At 37.6% G+C, this 17,495-nt stretch carries 10 protein-coding genes; 4 read left to right on the forward strand and 6 right to left on the reverse strand.

Going from position 1 to position 17,495, the window contains the following annotated elements; genetic code table 11:
- The first annotated feature begins 3 nt into the window (after positions 1-3).
- From V6R96_RS15340 to V6R96_RS15355, 4 genes are all read left to right on the forward strand, one after another.
- Positions 4-2,142, forward strand: a complete 2,139-nt coding sequence (locus V6R96_RS15340) for a hypothetical protein (protein WP_336379260.1) — start codon at positions 4-6, stop codon at positions 2,140-2,142.
- 184 nt (positions 2,143-2,326) lie between these two features.
- A complete protein-coding gene (locus tag V6R96_RS15345) occupies positions 2,327-3,418 on the forward strand; it encodes a glycoside hydrolase family protein (RefSeq protein WP_111960289.1) in 1,092 nt (363 codons plus the stop codon).
- Between the two features lie 291 nt (positions 3,419-3,709).
- On the forward strand, positions 3,710-4,756 hold the full coding sequence (locus V6R96_RS15350) for a GntR family transcriptional regulator (protein ID WP_111960287.1): 1,047 nt from the start codon (positions 3,710-3,712) through the stop codon (positions 4,754-4,756).
- A 111-nt stretch (positions 4,757-4,867) separates the two neighbouring features.
- The gene (locus V6R96_RS15355) at positions 4,868-5,311 is read left to right on the forward strand and encodes a nuclear transport factor 2 family protein (RefSeq protein ID WP_336379259.1); all 444 of its coding nucleotides are present in this window, start codon (positions 4,868-4,870) and stop codon (positions 5,309-5,311) included.
- Positions 5,312-5,464: 153 nt separating this feature from the next.
- On the opposite strand, the gene V6R96_RS15360 is transcribed toward V6R96_RS15355, so the two are convergent.
- The 6 genes from V6R96_RS15360 to V6R96_RS15385 all read right to left on the reverse strand — a co-directional run bounded on the left by V6R96_RS15360 (position 5,465) and on the right by V6R96_RS15385 (position 17,398).
- A complete protein-coding gene (locus tag V6R96_RS15360) occupies positions 5,465-6,613 on the reverse strand; it encodes an alpha-hydroxy acid oxidase (RefSeq protein WP_336379258.1) in 1,149 nt (382 codons plus the stop codon).
- Between the two features lie 3 nt (positions 6,614-6,616).
- Positions 6,617-8,002 (reverse strand): FGGY family carbohydrate kinase, encoded by a 1,386-nt coding sequence (locus V6R96_RS15365; RefSeq protein WP_336379257.1) that lies wholly within the window; start codon positions 8,000-8,002, stop codon positions 6,617-6,619.
- Positions 8,003-8,342: 340 nt separating this feature from the next.
- Complete coding sequence (locus V6R96_RS15370) at positions 8,343-9,623, reverse strand: TIM barrel protein (protein WP_336379256.1); 1,281 nt, start codon at positions 9,621-9,623, stop codon at positions 8,343-8,345.
- Positions 9,624-9,847: 224 nt separating this feature from the next.
- Positions 9,848-11,950 (reverse strand): bifunctional aldolase/short-chain dehydrogenase, encoded by a 2,103-nt coding sequence (locus tag V6R96_RS15375; protein WP_336379255.1) that lies wholly within the window; start codon positions 11,948-11,950, stop codon positions 9,848-9,850.
- Positions 11,951-12,260: 310 nt separating this feature from the next.
- Complete coding sequence (locus tag V6R96_RS15380) at positions 12,261-14,339, reverse strand: RagB/SusD family nutrient uptake outer membrane protein (protein WP_336379254.1); 2,079 nt, start codon at positions 14,337-14,339, stop codon at positions 12,261-12,263.
- 17 nt (positions 14,340-14,356) lie between these two features.
- Positions 14,357-17,398, reverse strand: a complete 3,042-nt coding sequence (locus V6R96_RS15385) for a TonB-dependent receptor (RefSeq protein WP_336379253.1) — start codon at positions 17,396-17,398, stop codon at positions 14,357-14,359.
- Between the last annotated feature and the right edge of the window lie 97 nt (positions 17,399-17,495).

A 17,495-nucleotide genomic window follows, 5' to 3' on the forward strand; every position in this document is an offset into this window, starting at 1 on the left:
AATATGAGTAAAAAATTAGCAGTATATCTTGGCATTTTTCTGATAGGCTTTTCTTCATTAACTGCCCAGAAAATAGACCGAAAAAAGGTAGTCCAGCGTCACAATGTGGTTAATACAAAAGCGGATACCTTATCTACTTTAACTGTCGGAAACGGAAAATTTGCTTACACGGTCGACATCACCGGAATGCAGTCGTTCCCCGAATATTACAAAAACGGTGTTTCTTTGGGAACGCAGTCTGAGTGGGGCTGGAACAGCTTCCCAAATACTAAAGATTATAAATTTGAAGAAACATTAAAGGCATACGATTTCAACAATGAAGGACGTAAAGCACTGTACAGTGTGCAACTGAAAGAGCCTGAGCGAAATAAAGGAGCCGTTGAGTATTTCAGAGTTAACAAACATCGTCTGCAATTAGGAAATATCGGTATTGAACTGCTTAAAAAAGATGGTCAGAAAGCAAAAATTTCAGATCTGACAAACATTAATCAAAAAATTGATCTTTGGACAGGAATTATAACAAGTGAATTCTCTCTGGACGGAATACCTGTAAAAGTATGGACGGCTTCTTTTCAGAATTCTGATAAAATCGGAATTAAAATTGAGTCTGATTTAATTGCTCAAAACAGGTTGAAAGTTTTCGCACGCTACCCTTCTCCTACCGGACAGTTTTTAGATGATGCCGCTTTTTATGGCAATGAAAATGATCATACAACAAAAATTGTCTCTTCACAATCAACGCAAGGCTTAATTCATCACCAGTTGCAGAGTGCAGATTATTATACTCAGTTTTATTTTACAGAAGGAAAATTACGTGAAGCGGGAAAACATTATTTTGTATTCGAACCGTCTTCAAAAAACAAAAAAATAGAATTAAGCGTTGAGTTTTCAGCTAAAAATCCGAAAAGCAGTAAAACATTATTTGCTGATGCAGAAAAAGAAAGCACTTCAGGATGGGAATCTTTCTGGAAAAGCGGTGCAGCAGTTGATTTTGAAGGAAGTACAGACCCAAGAGCGAACGAATTGGAACGCCGGGTTGTTCTATCAGAGTATTTAACCAAAGTACAATGCGGAGGAAGCAATCCGCCACAGGAAACAGGGTTAACTTTCAACAGCTGGTACGGAAAACCACACACAGAAATGCATTGGTGGCATGGTGTTCACTACGCTTTATGGGGAAGACCTGAGATCTTGGAAAAACAATTGGATTATTATTTCAGGACTTTTGAAAAAGCAAAAAAATTAGCAGAAAGACAAGGCTACAAAGGCGTAAGATGGATTAAAATGTCTGATAATGAAGGAAATGAAAGTCCGTCTTCTGTAGCAGCATTCCTGATCTGGGAACAGCCGCATATCATCTATATGACCGAACTTCTGTACCGCGACAAACAGGACAAGAAAGTTTTGGAAAAATATAAGGACCTGATTTTTGCAACCGCTGAATTTATGGCAGATTATGCTCATTATGATAAAGAGAAGAACCGCTATAATCTCGGAAAAGGCGTCATTCCGGCACAGGAAGTTTTCCCTGCAAAAGATACGTACAACCCGACTTATGAAGTGGCTTATTGGGATTGGGCGCTGAAGATTGCTCAGCAATGGAAAGAAAGATTGGGACAGCCGAGAGATAAAAAATGGGATGAGGTTATTACAAAATTGGCCCCGCTTCCTGTTCAGGATGGTGTTTATTTGTCAACCGAATCCGCAAAAGATTCTTTCACTTTTCCCAAATGGATGACTGATCACCCTGCTGTTTTGGGAGCATTAGGAATGGTTCCCGAATCTCCGAAATTGGATAAAAAAATCATGAAAAACACACTGGACATCGTTTGGGAAAGATGGAACTGGGAACATACGTGGGGTTGGGATTTCCCAATGACAGCCATGAATGCCGCAAGACTGGGGCTTCCAAATAAAGCTCTGGATGCGCTTTTCATGAACATTCAGACTAATACCTATCTTAAAAACGGTCATAATTTCCAGGATAAACGTCTCCGTATTTATCTTCCCGGAAACGGAGGGGTATTAACGGCTGTTGCCATGATGCTTGAAGGTTGGGACAGCTCCAAAGGAGAATTTCCGGGTTTTCCAAAAGACGGTTCATGGAAAATAAAAGCGGAAGGTTTTAAAAAGATGCCTTAAATTTCAGATTCATATAGTAGTAGTTAGAGTCTGCCTTTAGGCAGGCTTTTTTATGCCCTGATTTTAATTTTTCAAAACCAAAACCAAATAACTAAAGACAGATAAGCTCAGATTAAACAGTTCACCGAAAGTACAGGACAGTCTACTTATATGTTTATACTAAATTAGCAGTAAATCAGATGAGATGGACAAGCCCGGACACTTTACACGCAGAGATTTTTTACAGACTTCAGCCCTTGGGATCACAGCTGTGGTTCTGGGGCTGTCATTTACAGATTCATCATCCACAGACACACCTTATTTCAATTTAAAACCAATCGGGCGGACCTTTTCATTGGAAAACTATTACATTTGGTGTAATTCTCCGATTTGGGGCGAGGACGGTAAGGTTCATCTTTTTTATTCCAGATGGAAAAAAGAAAAAGGAATGGGCGGCTGGCTCAACGGTTCTGAAATTTGCCGTGCAGAAGCCGAGTCTCCCTATGGAGAATTCAAGCATAAACAAGTTATTCTTTCCCCCAGAGGTGGCGAATTCTGGGATGCCACAACTTGTCATAATCCTTTAATTACCAAAGTGAAAGATGAGTATTATCTTTTCTATATGGGCAACCACAACGGAAAAACAAATACCAAAAGAATAGGGCTTGCCACTTCAAAAAGTCTTGATGGAAATTGGATAAGGCCAGAAACACCTCTGCTGCTTCCCGGAGAAAAAGGCTCATGGGACGACCATTGCACTACAAACCCAGCTTTTGTAAAAGGAAATGATGGCAAATTCTGGCTTTTTTATAAATCCTGGAACACTGAAGAATATGAAAATCAGAAAGGCCAGGTAAGAGGAAACAGAAAATATGGACTGGCAAAGGCGAACCACCCTTCAGGTCCTTATGAGAAAGTAAAGGAAAATCCTGTCATTGATTTTTCATTGTTGCCTGGAAATGCCCAGCTGGAAGATGCTTTTATCTGGAAACAAAACAGAAAATTCCATATAGTAGCCCGGGATATGGGATTTTTTAACCATGAATACGGCCTACATTTAACTTCCAGAGACGGACTTAGCTGGTCCAAACCGAAAATCGCTTATCTTAATATGAAGAGTTATATTAAGGAGCCTGCAGCACCCAATCATTTAAAACGGTTCGGGAGATTAGAACGTCCCATGATTTTAATGGACAAAGACGGTAAGACCCCTCAATTCCTGTTCGGGGCAACACAGGGAGGAAAGTTCGAAACTTCTACATCTTTTGTGTTTGAAATTATAAACACCAAAATTTAATTCTCAAATCCATTTTTCTTTTTTTGCTTTACCAGACATCAACTTCAGATTACACAAAATCAAACAGCTTTATTAAGTTTTTATACATTGTGCTTAACTTTGTATACTAAAATCGTATTTTTCCGTTATAGTTTATATCGGAACAATCACAATTATAATTAATATTTAAACATTTACTATCATTAAAAGCATATCAAAAAAGTTATCATAAATTTTTGTAACTTGCTTTGCACCGTTCGTTAACCTTGAGTTATTTTATAAACTGAAATAAATATCTCCTATCTCAACATCATGGCCGAAACATTTGAAATAATAATCAATGAGCATTCCAGAGTTCCTAAATACAAACAGATTGTAGATTCTATTCTTAACGGAATTGATAGTGGAGAAATTAAGATTGGAGAAAAAATTCCTTCCATAAACGAACTCAGCGAGTCCTGCTTTCTTTCAAGAGATACTGTAGAAAAAGCTTATAAAGAGCTTCGGAAAAGGCAAATCATCGAATCTGTAAAGGGAAAAGGCTATTACATCTCACGTGTTAATAAAAACGATGTGATCAACATTTTCTTCCTGATCAACAAACCGAGTACTTATAAAATGATGATCTACAATTATTTTGTCAATGCAATCGGTACCAAAGGCAATGTTGAGATGTATATTTATCACTGTGACGAAACTCTTTTCATTAATTCCTTAAAAAAGAATCTGGGTGGATTTGATTATTATGTGATCATGCCTCATTTTCGGGATGAACAGTCTAAACATACCAGTTCAACACAGCAGGTTTTAGATATGATTGAACAAATTCCGAAAAACAAATTGTTGCTGTTAGACAATACCAAGCCCAATATTTCCGGAGAATACGGTTCTATTTTTCAGGATTTTGAACATGATATTTATAATGCTTTAAAAGAAGGTTTAGACAAAATAAAAAAATACGAAAAGATCATTTTAGTTTATCCCGATAAATCCATTCACCCCTATCCTTTCCGCATTGTCCGCGGTTTTGAAAAGTTCTGTAAGGATTTTAAACTCGATTATGAAATTCTTGACGAGATTTATCCCGACATGGAATTGCAGGATAAAGATATTTTCATCACGATTCGGGAACGGGATCTGGTGAATCTGGTTAAGCAAATCCGACAGAAAAATCTTGAGCTGGGCAAAGACATCGGAATTATTTCCTATAACGAAACGCCTCTTAAAGAACTACTTGGAATTACCGTAATTACTACAGATTTTAAAGCTATGGGAGAATCTGCTGCTTATATGATTCTGAAAAATAAAAAAGAATCTGTGAATAACGTCTTTAAATTTATTCAGAGAGATTCTTTATAATGATTATTATTTTAGTTTTTAGATCTATAATGCAATCGATTACACATATAGTGCTTTTCAAATTTAGAACAAAACACTTTTAAATAATATCAAGAAATATATTATTCAATTATGATTAAAAAATTAATTTTTGCCATTGGTTTTATGATGGCAGTAAGTATTTCAGCGCAGAAAATAAGTGATAAGGAGGCTGTAAATGCTGTTGCAGAAAAATTCAGATTAGCAATGATAAGCGGAGAAAAAACAAGTCTAGAAGCTTTGATTTTACCTGAACTAACTTATGGACATTCAGGAGGCCATATTGATGACGCGAATGAGTTTGTAGAAAAATTGACCAGCAAAAAGTCTGATTTTGTAACGATTGATATTACGAACCAAAACATCAATATCATTGGAAACACAGCGATTGTCCGCCACCATTTTTATGCAACGACTGCTGATCTTGGAAAAACTCCGGGCGATGTAACTTTGGATATATTATTGGTTTGGGCAAAAGTGAAAAACGACTGGAAATTACTAGCCAGACAAGCCGTAAAATCTGAAAAGAAAAAATAAATTATCAAGATTGTGATAAACAAAAATTCGCAAGCTAGCTTTGCGAATTTTTTTATTTTAGTGTAGGTTTTTGACTAAAGCCAAATGTAGAATTTCCTATTGAAAACGGACTAAAGCCTATTTCTATTGAATAGTAACAAAACCTGAAAAATTTTATTTCACTCTAAAGTTTTGCAAATCTTCCGGTTTTTCACAGCAAACCTGCTCCAGAACCTGTCTGAACTGCATTTTAAGCATTTCAATGATATGATCACCGCCTTTTTCACCTAAAGCTCCCACTGCATACATAAAAGTCCTTCCCATAAAGGTAAATTCTGCACCACAACTTAAAGCACGGGCAACATCAGGACCGGTTCTTACGCCGCTATCCATCATTATTTTGATCCGACCTTTATATTTTTCGCTGATTTCTTTCACTACGGCAATCGTAGATTCTCCGGCATCGAGCTGTCTTCCGCCGTGATTGGAGATGATCATTCCATCAAATCCTAATCGTACAGCTTCTGCAGCATCTTCGTCTGAAGCGACCCCTTTGATGACCAGCTTTCCTTTCCATTTATCGCGGATAGCCTTGATTCTGTCCGGATTCAATCTTCCGGAAAACGTAGAATTCATGAACTGTCCCAGCTGTTTCACATTCATGTTTTTATCCATATACTTTTCCATTGTTTTAAAGCTCGGAACGCCATGTTTCAACATCTCTAAACACCATTGTGGCTTTACCAAAGCCTGGGAAACGTTTCGGAAATTCAATTGAGGAGGCATGGCCAACCCATTCCGGATTTCTTTTGCCCTGTATCCGAAAGTGGGAACATCTGCCAAAACGACAAGTACATCATAACCTGAAGCTTCACAGCGGTCAAGAATATCGTCGCGCAACCACTCTTCTCTTGGATGATATAATTGATACCAGGCTTTTCCTTCTGTTAATTCGGAAATTCTTTCAAGGCTGCTTGTCGTTACAGTACTTAATATGAAAGGAATATTATGTTTAAAAGCTGCTTTGGCTAAAATTTCCGGTGCATTTGGCCACATTAATCCTTGTAAACCTACAGGAGAAATCCCGAATGGCGCAGAATATTTTACTCCAAATAATTCAGTTTCCATGCTAGTTTCGCTGTAATTATTCAGATAACGTGGACGAAGCAAAACTTCTCTTAATTCACTCGTATTTCTGTCTCGGTTGATGTTTTCATTACAACCTCCGTCCAGATATTCGAAAGCGAAGCGAGGCATTCTTTTTTTTGCCTTTTCAATTAAAAGTTCAAGTGAAGCGTAACGGGTATCAAATGGAAATGACATGATTTATAAATTAAGAATTAACGGTTGAAGCACTTTCATCTGATAATGCTGCTGTAAAAAAGTTTCGTCTATTTTCTTGTTGGAAATCACCATGGAGGCTCCCAAAGCAGAACCCAACGGAGAATGTGTAGACATCACATTATAATGTTGAAAATGATGAGACATTAGTTTCATAAATACATCATTACCGGTGAATCCGCCATCGATGTAAATGTTTTCAATATCTGAATTTCCGATTGCATTTGTAATCGTATGAATCTGTAAATCCATCAGTTCGATCATCAATTGGTGATACGCTTCTTCGAAAGTTGCAAATGATTTTAAATCTGTCTCACTGATCATTTTCCGTTTTAAAATAATTCCTTCAAAGCGAAAATAAATATTTTTATTTTTCATTAAACGCAAATACAAATCCTGATCAAACTGTACTTCTCTGTGGAAACCATATTCTTTTCCGTAATAAGCACATAATTTTTCAACCTGAATTTTGTATTCGTTTCCCATGAAAAAACGGGATGCTTTTACACGTTTCCCATCTATCCGCATATAATTCAGGCAATTATTTTCTATATCTTCATCAGTAAGGCTTTCATCATTAAACGGATTCAGAGAAATACTCCAGGTTCCTGTAGAAAGCAATAAAAAAGGATCTTTTTTGCTTAAAATATAAGGCAGCAACGCGGAAGAACTGTCGTGGATTCCAACACCAATTTTAATTTTTTTATTTCTGTAAGATGTATTGATGCTTGCCGAAGTCGGTACAATGGGTGGCAATAAAGCATCTATTTCTTCTTCATACACCCATTCGTGGTAATCAGATTTGTCATAATCCCATAGGTTGGTGTGACAGCCTATTGACGTAAATTCTGATACACCAATTCCGGTAAACAAATATGATAGGTACTGGGGTAAATGTAGACTGTAACGGATTTTTTTGAATATTTCAGGATGCTTATATTTCAACCAAAACAATTGCAGACCTGAGTTCAACATTCCTGCCTGAGGTGATGCTGTTTCGCGGGCAATTTTCAGTTTGTCTCCATGTTTTTCATAAAATAAATCAAGAATTTCCTGATCCATCGGTTTGGTGTAATTGTACAATGGAGTCAGAACATTTCCTTTCTGATCCAGGTGCACGAAACTTGCTCCATATGTGGAAAAATTGATTGCTTTTACTTCATATTTTTCATTATCAAGAATGGCATTAAAATTATCTTTTATCCAGTTTTGCAGGGCCGCAAGATCTTCCGTGGGATAACCATCTTCATCAGTGGTGAGCGGTAATTCTGTATATTCCCGAACAACTTCTTTATAATTTTTATCGAATAAAAAGAACTTTTTATTGGTTTTTCCAATATCAAATACTATGGTTACCTTTTTTTTAGACATTCTTGGGATGAATTTTTATTTTTTGTCATTGCTAGGAGCGAAGCGACAAAGCAATCTATTTTTTAAACGCAGAGTCCACAAAGTTTCATTTGACTACTGTACGTTTTTAAGTTCGCAAGGGCGTTTCACTCAGCAAAGCATACTAATTTTGTTTTAAACACCATTAAGGAGTGTTCAGATGGTAAGATGTATTAAGAAAAAATCCACTTATTTCTTAAGCAGCAAAGCTAAATCCTACATCCAAACACTTTCAACCTTAATGATAAAAAAATAAGGATACATATAATAAAAACTTTCGATTGCACTCAAAAGTTGAAATTATCAATTTTAAAACAGGATTTTATAATCCCGTTGCTTTGGTTTCTAAGCCTCTTTCGGTAATTAAATTTTCTCTTACCTTTAAATTTCTGTAAGCTGCGATCGGATCTAAAGCCGCCCCTGTCTGCAACCTTGCAGCTCTTAATAACGGACGAACATCTGTTCTGTAGGCATTCTGCAGAATATCCTGAGCACCAACGACATCATTGTTTAATTGGGCTGTTTTTAATGCTTTCTGATCAACCAAAAGTGCCTGTGCATAAGCAATTAAAATAGCCTCCAAAGACTGTAACAAATCTTCCAACGGGTCTTTGATGTTGTGACTTGCATCGATCATCCAAGCCGGATAAGGATTTTGAGGATTATTTTCTATTCCATATACCAGTTCATTGAAAATTAAGAATAAAGCGTAAGGTTTAATAGAACCTACCGTCAAATCATCATCTCCATACTTGCTGTCGTTGAAGTGAAAACCTCCTAATTTCCCTTTGTACATTAAGGTTGCAACGATCTGCTCAATATTGGTATTCGGTAAATGATGTCCTAAATCTACCAACGTGTAAGCTCTTTCTCCACAAGCATTGGCCAGCATAAACGAAGTTCCCCAATCCTGAATGGTTGTTGAATAAAAATTCGGCTCGTAAGGTTTATATTCTATGAAAAGCTTCCAGTCTTCAGGCATTCCTGCATAGATTTCTTTTAAGCTTTTTTCAGTATTCGACAAAGCCGTCTGGAAATTCAATTGTCCAGGAAAACTTGCTCCGTCCGCCAACCAAACGGTTAAGCTTTTGGAACCTAATTCTTTTCCGATTCTGATCACTTCTTTGTTGTGCTCTACGGCATAAGCCCGAGAATCTTCATTCACAGAGTTCAGAGAACCAAATTTATAAGATTGTTTAGCTCCTGCCTGATCTTGAAAAGTGTTGGAATTCATGGCATCAAAAACAAGTCCGTGAGATGCAGCTTTTTCTTTAATGGCTTTCACATCACTCGGGATATCCCAAGGAATATGCAACGAAACAGCTCCTGCAGAATGCGTTAAAGCATGAATCAATCCTACATCATCTAATTTCTGTTCTAAAGAGGAAGGTTCGCCACCGTAAGAAAATCTCCCAAACCTTGTTCCTCCGGCTCCTAAAGCCCAACTCGGAATGGCTACTTGAAAATCAGCAATTTTATTGACAATCTCAGCAACATCTGCTCCTGATTTTGTTAATTTATTGTGTAGAAAATCGAAATCTGCAGTAAAGTTTTCAATTTCTGTTGTATTGTATTGTTCAATGATATCTTTTCCTATAATCATAATTTGATTTTTTGAATTGATTTATAGACACAAAAGCTTCTTATTTTTAAACACTTTGGAACACTTAAGCTTTAAAAAAGTTTAAATCAATAAAAATAAAAAGTCCACATAAGAAGAAAATCAAAGATTTTCAAAAAAAACTTAGGTGCTCTTTTTTACATTTTACAGTTAACTTAATCAACTTAAGTGTCAAAAAAGGCTTTTGTATTAATTTTTTTAATCTATTATCTTGGAAATGCATTTGCCATTCCTCCATCTACATTGATGATGTTTCCTGTCGTTTTATCTAATATTGCGATACAGGCGAAAACTCCGTTGGCAATGTCTTCAGGAAGAATAATTTCATTTAATAAATTTCTTTTTGCGTAAAATGCAGGCAGTTCTTCAATAGTAACTCCGTTTGCTTTTGCGCGGCCTTCTGCCCAGGCTCCTTCCCAGATTTTGCTGCCTACGATTACACCGTCAGGATTTACCACATTGACGCGAATTTTATCCGTTGCCAATTCTGCTGCCAATAATCTTGTCATGTGTTGTTGGGCTGCTTTTGCAGTTCCGTAAGCTACATTATTCGGTCCGGCAACCAATCCGTTTTTACTTGCAATATTAACGATATCTCCTCCTAAACCTTGCTTTTTCATAATTTCCACACCATTTTTCACTATCAAAAACTGACCTTTTACCAAAACATTTTCTAATAAATCCCAATCTTTTGTTGTAGTATCTTCCAAAGATTTAGAAATCGCTAAACCAGCAGAATGAACGATGATATCTACTCCACCAAATGCTAAAATTGTATCTTTAAAAGCATTGACAATCGCTTCTTCATTGGTCACGTCACAAGTTACGGCTACAGCTTGATCTTTGCTGTATTTTTCTGTAACAGAATCTAAAGCTTCCTGATTCAGGTCTGTGAAAACAACTACTGCGCCCTCCTGAACCATTTTGTCTGCAATAGCCTGTCCGATTCCACCTCCGGCTCCGGTTACGATCGCAATTTTTCTTGACAATGGCTTTTCTTTGGGCATTCTCTGAAGTTTCGCTTCTTCAAGCAACCAGTATTCAATGTCAAATGCTTCCTGTCTCGGTAAAGAAGTGTATTCAGAAATGGCCTCTGCACCACGCATTACGTTGATTGCATTTACGTAAAATTCGTTTGCAACACGCGTTGTCTGCTTATCTTTTGAAAAACTGAACATCCCCACTCCCGGGTAAATGATGATCACAGGGTTCGGATCACGCATTGCAGGGCTGTTTGAGTGCTTGCAGGTTTCGTAATATTCTTTGTATTCTTGTCTGTATTGTTCGAAAAGAGGATTTAATTTTTCTAAAACAGCTTTAGAATCAGTTAAATCTTCATTTTTGTCTAAAGTTAAAACTAAAGGCTGAATTTTCGTACGTAAAAAATGATCCGGACAAGAAGTTCCCAGTGGTGCTAAACGCTCCAAATCATTACTGTTAATGTACTCTAACACAACATCGCTGTCTGTAAAATGGCCAACCATTCTGCTTTCAGATGAAGCTAAACCGCGTAACAACGGCATCAATTGAGCTGCTTTATTCTTACGCTCTTTAGCTGGAAGAGATTCCACTTTTTGTCCGCCAAAAACCTGTCCTTTTTCTTCTATTTTTTTAGCAATATATTCAGAAGCCATTTCGATAACTTCCAAACTGTTGATGTAACATTCGTAAGAAGTATCCCCCCAGGTAAATAATCCGTGGCTGCCCAAAACAATTCCTCGGATTCCAGGATTATCGTTTAAACATTTTTCCAATTGCAATCCTAAGTCGAAACCCGGACGCTGCCATGGAACCCAGCCCATTGTATCGCCCCAGATTTCTTTTGTAATTCTTTCGCTGTCTTTTGCAGCAGCTACTGCAATTAAAGCATCCGGATGAAGGTGATCGATATGTCTGAATGGAAGTAAACCATGTAAAGGCGTATCAATAGAGGGCGCTTTGCTGTCCAGATCAAAAATACAGTGATTGAATAAGCCTACCATTCTGTCTTCATCTGCCAAGCCCTGGTACACATTTTTCAGATTTCTCAGTCTTTCTGTGTATAATCCGGCAATTCCTTTTCTAGTCAAAGTTCCGATGTCGCCACCTGAACCTTTTACCCACATTATCTCAACTTCTTCGTTGGTTAACGGGTCTTTTTCAATGGTTTTGCAACTTGTGTTCCCTCCTCCATAATTGGTAATTCTTAAATCTGCCCCTAATATGTTTGAGCGGTATAAAAATAAAGCCACCTGATCATTTCCTAAAGATGCCGCTTTGTTTTCATCCCATAAATAGTCTACGTATTTAAATGCTTTTACTTTTTCCATTTGTTATCTTATATTTCTAAATTTTAACCAAAATTAGATCGTAATATTTTTTATAGCATCCCGTACTATACTGCTAAATGCTTTATTTAAAGATAAATTAACGTTTAAATAAATGAATTCTATATCAATCTGATTCCGGTTATTTTGATTAATAATTTTGTGGTTATTGGTTGTTTTTATTGTAACCATTAAGAAATGTAGAAGGTTAAGATCTATTAAGGAACGTCCAAAATGTTTTTGAAGCATAACATTTTAGCTTAAACCCTTAAATCATACATTCTACATTTCTTAATGTTAAATTTTATTTGAATTAATATCCGGGCAATTGACTCAGATTTGGATTATCAACCAACGGATGACCTGCCGACTGCGCAGCAAAAGGAAGCAATTCTGTTTTATTCGGTACGAATCCGTAGAAAAGACCGTCTCCCCCGCCTTCTATCCAATTGGGATATGTTCCTCCGTTTTCTGCTGAGCCTGTTGGCTTGGTGTAGATGATACTCCCGATCTGAAGCTGGCCTGCAGCAGCTCCTATAAATCCGGCTGTCCTTTTTGCATTGCTGTTAAATGTACTGTTATAAGCCTGGAACATATTTGCAGGATACCATTTGTCATCCGTTGTTGTGGCTTGTCCGTGTGCTACTGCAATAGCTCTTAATGCGGTCTGATAATTCGCGAAGCCTGTAGAACTCGTCGGAACATTAGTAATTACTGCAATTTCTGCAGGACTCGTAATATCAATATATTTTAATGCCAAAAACGGATCGCCATAAACCTGTGCATTCTTTTCAAGTTTATAAAGTCGGTAAACAGGTGTATTTGCATAGGCTCCCGTTTTGTTTGATAAGTTTTTCATCGCCTGCCTTGTCGCATCAATTTCGCTTGCCAAACGATTCATTCTGATCAAATCTGTACGAAGATTAAACTCTCCTGCAAATTCCCATTTACGCTCCTGAACAATAGCAGCTTCAAATGCCTGCTGACCAGACGGAACCGGTATAGCCCCGATTCCTGCACGGTTTCTTACCTGCATTAAAGCAGAAGTTCCCACAGCAGTAGGCCCTCCGTTTAAATAGTTCTGGGTTTCTGCATACATTAATAAAACATCTGCATATCTTAAAATAGGAATATTTAAATTACGTGCATCTGCCGCCTGAGGCGCAACACACCATCCCATCCTGAATTTACCTGACAGAATGCAGGAAAATGTAGTTCCGGCATTCACCCAGGTATCCCCTGCTGAACCATTATTTAAGAAGTATACACTGTAAGAAGTACAAGAAACATCTCTACGTGTATCTCCCTGGTTAAAAGACAGATAATAACTAGGAAGAATGAATTGTAGTGCCTTTCTTGATCCATACGTTCCTCCACGGGAACCCTCATTGGCGTACACTCCAAAAGCTGAGTTTGTATTTGCTCCATATTCAGCAACTTGCCAAAGAATTTCTGAGTTTGTCACTGAAAATTTTCTCTGGCAGAAATTGAACCACAACGCTTCAAAACCACTTTTGCCTCCCTGGGCCTGAACCAAAGTATTTGTCCCCCCGTTGATAATAGCAGCACAGGCATTGTCTGCAATCTGGTACAACTGCTGAACCCTGCTGTTATCACTACGACGCGACATCATGGCCCCGCTTCCGGTATTCAGGTCCCAACGAAGGGAATACCCTGCTGCATAAAGGGCAATTCTCGCCAATAAGGCATTAGCTCCCTGTTTCGTTAAACGTTCTGTTGTTGCATATCCACTTTGTCCAAAATTTGGAATGTTTACTACAGATTCCTGAAGATCAGCAATGATGCGATCGTAAATCTCGTCCCTTGAAGTACGTTTTGGATATAATGTATTCGGGTCATTCGGATCCATCTCGTCCAGAGGTTTAAAAACCGAAGGAACGTCTCCGTAAACGCGAATTAAATTATAATAACAAAATGCACGAATAGCCTTCACTTCAGCCAATAAAGCATCACGTTTTGTGCTTGCTTCCATTTTGCTTAATCCGCTCACTGCAATATTTGTTCTTTCAATAACTGCATACATCGCAGAGTAAATCCCTGTAACTGTATTCGGGGTATAGGCATCATATTGATAGTTGGCAATATTATATTTGGAATTATTTGTAGAACCATCTTCTGAAGAGTGGGTTACGGTGTCTCCTGCCCCCAGCTGGTAATACATTTCAGTTGGAACTATACCTCTGTAACACCCCAGGACAAACATCTCTGCAGTATCTATATTTTTAAATACAGATTCTGTATCCAATGAATTGTAAGCGGGCTGATCCAGAAAATCTTCGCTGCATGAATTCATTGCTAAAACGGCGACGAAAATTGAGGGAAGAATGACTAGTTTTCTTAGAAATATGGGAGTATTATATATATTTTTCATGATTTAAATATTACATATTAGAAAGTTAAATTAAGACCAAGAACATAGCTTCTTGAACGAGGATATGTAGAACTGTCATATCCAGGTGTAACAGTCACCCCGCTTGCCGCCGTAACTTCAGGATCATACCCTGAATACCCTGTAATTGTAGCCAAATTATTAACTGTAAAATAAATACGGGCATTAGACAGCATCACTTTATTTAAAAACTCTTTGGGAAAAGAATATCCTAATGTTACCTGGGAAATTCTCAGATAAGAACCGTCTTCTACATAATATGATGATGGATAAGCAATATTTGCAGTATTTGCATTGCTCAGGCTCCAAAGTCTTGAATTTTCATCCGGGTTGAGCTCTTTAAGCCTGATGAGATTAGTTGTTGCCTGTCCCGTATTAGGATCAATCAAATGATAATAATTGTTTCCGAATTCTGAAGGAACATTCTGGAACATTGCATATGGACTTAAACTTTGTTTAGTAGCATTGTAAATATCATTACCAACGCTGAATTTCATAAATACGGCCAGGTCAAAGCCTTTGTAAGAGAAATTATTACTGATTCCCCCGATAAAGTCCGGAGTACCGTTTCCGATCTTCTGCATTTTTCTTGTAAACTGGTCTCCTGCCTCATTATCAGCAGCAAATTTCATATCTCCCGGTTTAGGAGTTCCGGTTGAAGGTTTTACAACTCCCGGTTTTAAGGTTAATGATCCGTCCGGATTTTGAGTAAAATCATCCGTAGTATATACTCCCTGATAAATATATCCGTACATATCTCCTAATTCCTCTCCTACAGTTGCGTAGTAAGTCACCATTCCCGTTCTGCTGCCTCCTACACTGAATGTTTTATTCAGTTGTCCGTTTTCAAGAGAAAGAACTTTAGATTTATTGAAAGAGATATTAAGATCTGTTGTCCATCTGAAATTTTCTGATCTTAAATTCACCGTATTTAGTGTGAATTCCATCCCCCTGTTTCTCATAGAACCGATATTCTGGTATTGTCTTGAATATCCTGAAGAAACGGGAAGTACACTTTCGAAAAGCATTTTGCTTACGTTATTATTATACCATTCGGAGGTTAATTTAATTCTGTTTTTAAAAAAAGCTAAATCTACACCAATATTGGTTGTTCTCAGCTCTTCCCATTGAAGATCACGATTTCCCCAGTTTGTACTTGTAACGTATGCCGGATATCCCTGAGTATTGTTCATTGGATAATCTGTAAGTAAAACATTGGTTCTCCATAAGTTATTAGCAACTCCATTGTTACCCGTAACCCCATATTCAATTCTTAATTTAAAATCATTAACTATTTTATCGATCTTATGACCCTGCCAGAAATTTTCCTGAGAAACACGCCATGCACCTGCTACAGATGGAAAATATCCCCAGCGAGAACCTTCTGCAAATTTTGAAGAACCATCTGCACGTATTGTTCCTGTAATTAAATAACGATTATCATAGTTGTAATTCACACGGGCAAAATAGGAAAGTAAGCTGTTGCTTGATCTATCTGTATTTTTATCGGCAACCGTTGCGTTGGCAATATCATCCAATCCGAAATTAGGATATGGGAATTTTGTAAGCCTCATGCTGCTTCCTTCGGATTCTTCATACCAGATTTCGTTCCCGATTAAAGCATTTACTTTATGTTTTTCACCAAAAGTTTTATTATAATTCAAAGTATTGGTGATCTGATAACGGAATGTTTCCGCATTGGCAATATTTCCGTTAATCCCTGTGTTGATAGGATCTGTAAGAAAGGCACGGGAATTCTGATCTGAAAATGATGTTGATTTACTGTTTGTCCAGCTGTATTGTCCGGCGGTTCTCCATGTGAAGTTTTTCAGAAAGTCAAATTCGATACCTGCATTGGCTACGAATGTTCTTGTACGTTTGTTCGAAGTAGATGCCTGGGTTTCTATGAATGGGTTTTCTGTATCGAAGCCAGAATCTAAAGCTGAAAAATCCGGGAAAGTCTGAGTGTTGAACAACTGATCCTGAGTAAATAATGTTCCCCCGGTGATAGGCTGAAGAAGAATTTTTTTCATTCCTGAATAAGCACCTCCCCCGTTTACAGAATTGTTCGTAAACATGGTGTTGAAATCTACTCTTACCCCTTTATACAACTCTGAAGTGATATTGGCACGTAATGAATTTCTTGTTTCGCTATAATTTTGAAGCAAACCCTCCTGCTTATTGTAATTATAACTAATGAATGCCTGTGTTTTATCGTTTCCGGCAGAAACGTTTACGTTGTGGTTCTGAGTTAAACCTGTTCCTCCCAACATTTTTTCCTGCCAGTCTAATGCAGAAGCAGATCCGTAGCGATTGGCAATTCTCTGATAGGCTCCTGAATAAAATCCTGGTGAATCTGTACCCAAATTATTGTCAAAAACATTACTCCACGCTGATGGTTTGGACTGAAGCACTCCCAATTCGTATTGATATTTTACATATTGTTCTGGATTTGAAAGCATATCCAGTTTTTTTGAAAGCATATCAAATGACATGAAAGTATTGTAGTTGACAACCGTTCTTCCTTTTTTCCCGCTTTTAGTTTTAATAACAATAATACCGTTGGAACCACGTGCACCATAAATGGCAATGGCAGAAGCCCCTTTTAGTACATCGATACTTTCAATATCATTAGGATTAATCACATTCAAAGCGTTGTCCAATTGGAAACCGTCTACAATATAAAGCGGATCAGAACTCTGAGTAATGGAAGAACCTCCCCTGATCGTAACATTTGCGCTGGCTCCCGGAGCACCACCCGCTGTCACAATATTCAGACCTGCAGCTCTTCCCTGGAGTGCCTGTAAAGCATTCATTGCCGGTGTAGCTGCTAAGTCTTTTGCAGAAACTGAAGAAACAGATCCCGTTAAGTCCGACTTCTTAACTTTACCATAACCAATAACGACCACTTCCTCAATATCTTTTATACCATTCTTCACAGTATCATTTACTGCCTTTTGCCCCCAGACAAAACTTGTTGAAAGCATAAATGCCGGAAACACTATTCGTTTTATATTTTTGTGTTTAACTATCAAAGACATATGTTAATTTTTATGTTACCAAAATACACCGTTACAAAAATTCGGGCATCCTGCAATATCCTGTATTAAAACATTCATAATTTATCATGATTAACCA

This window comes from Chryseobacterium sp. CCNWLW53 (genome assembly GCF_037083525.1).
In the GTDB taxonomy this organism is placed as follows: domain Bacteria; phylum Bacteroidota; class Bacteroidia; order Flavobacteriales; family Weeksellaceae; genus Chryseobacterium; species Chryseobacterium lathyri.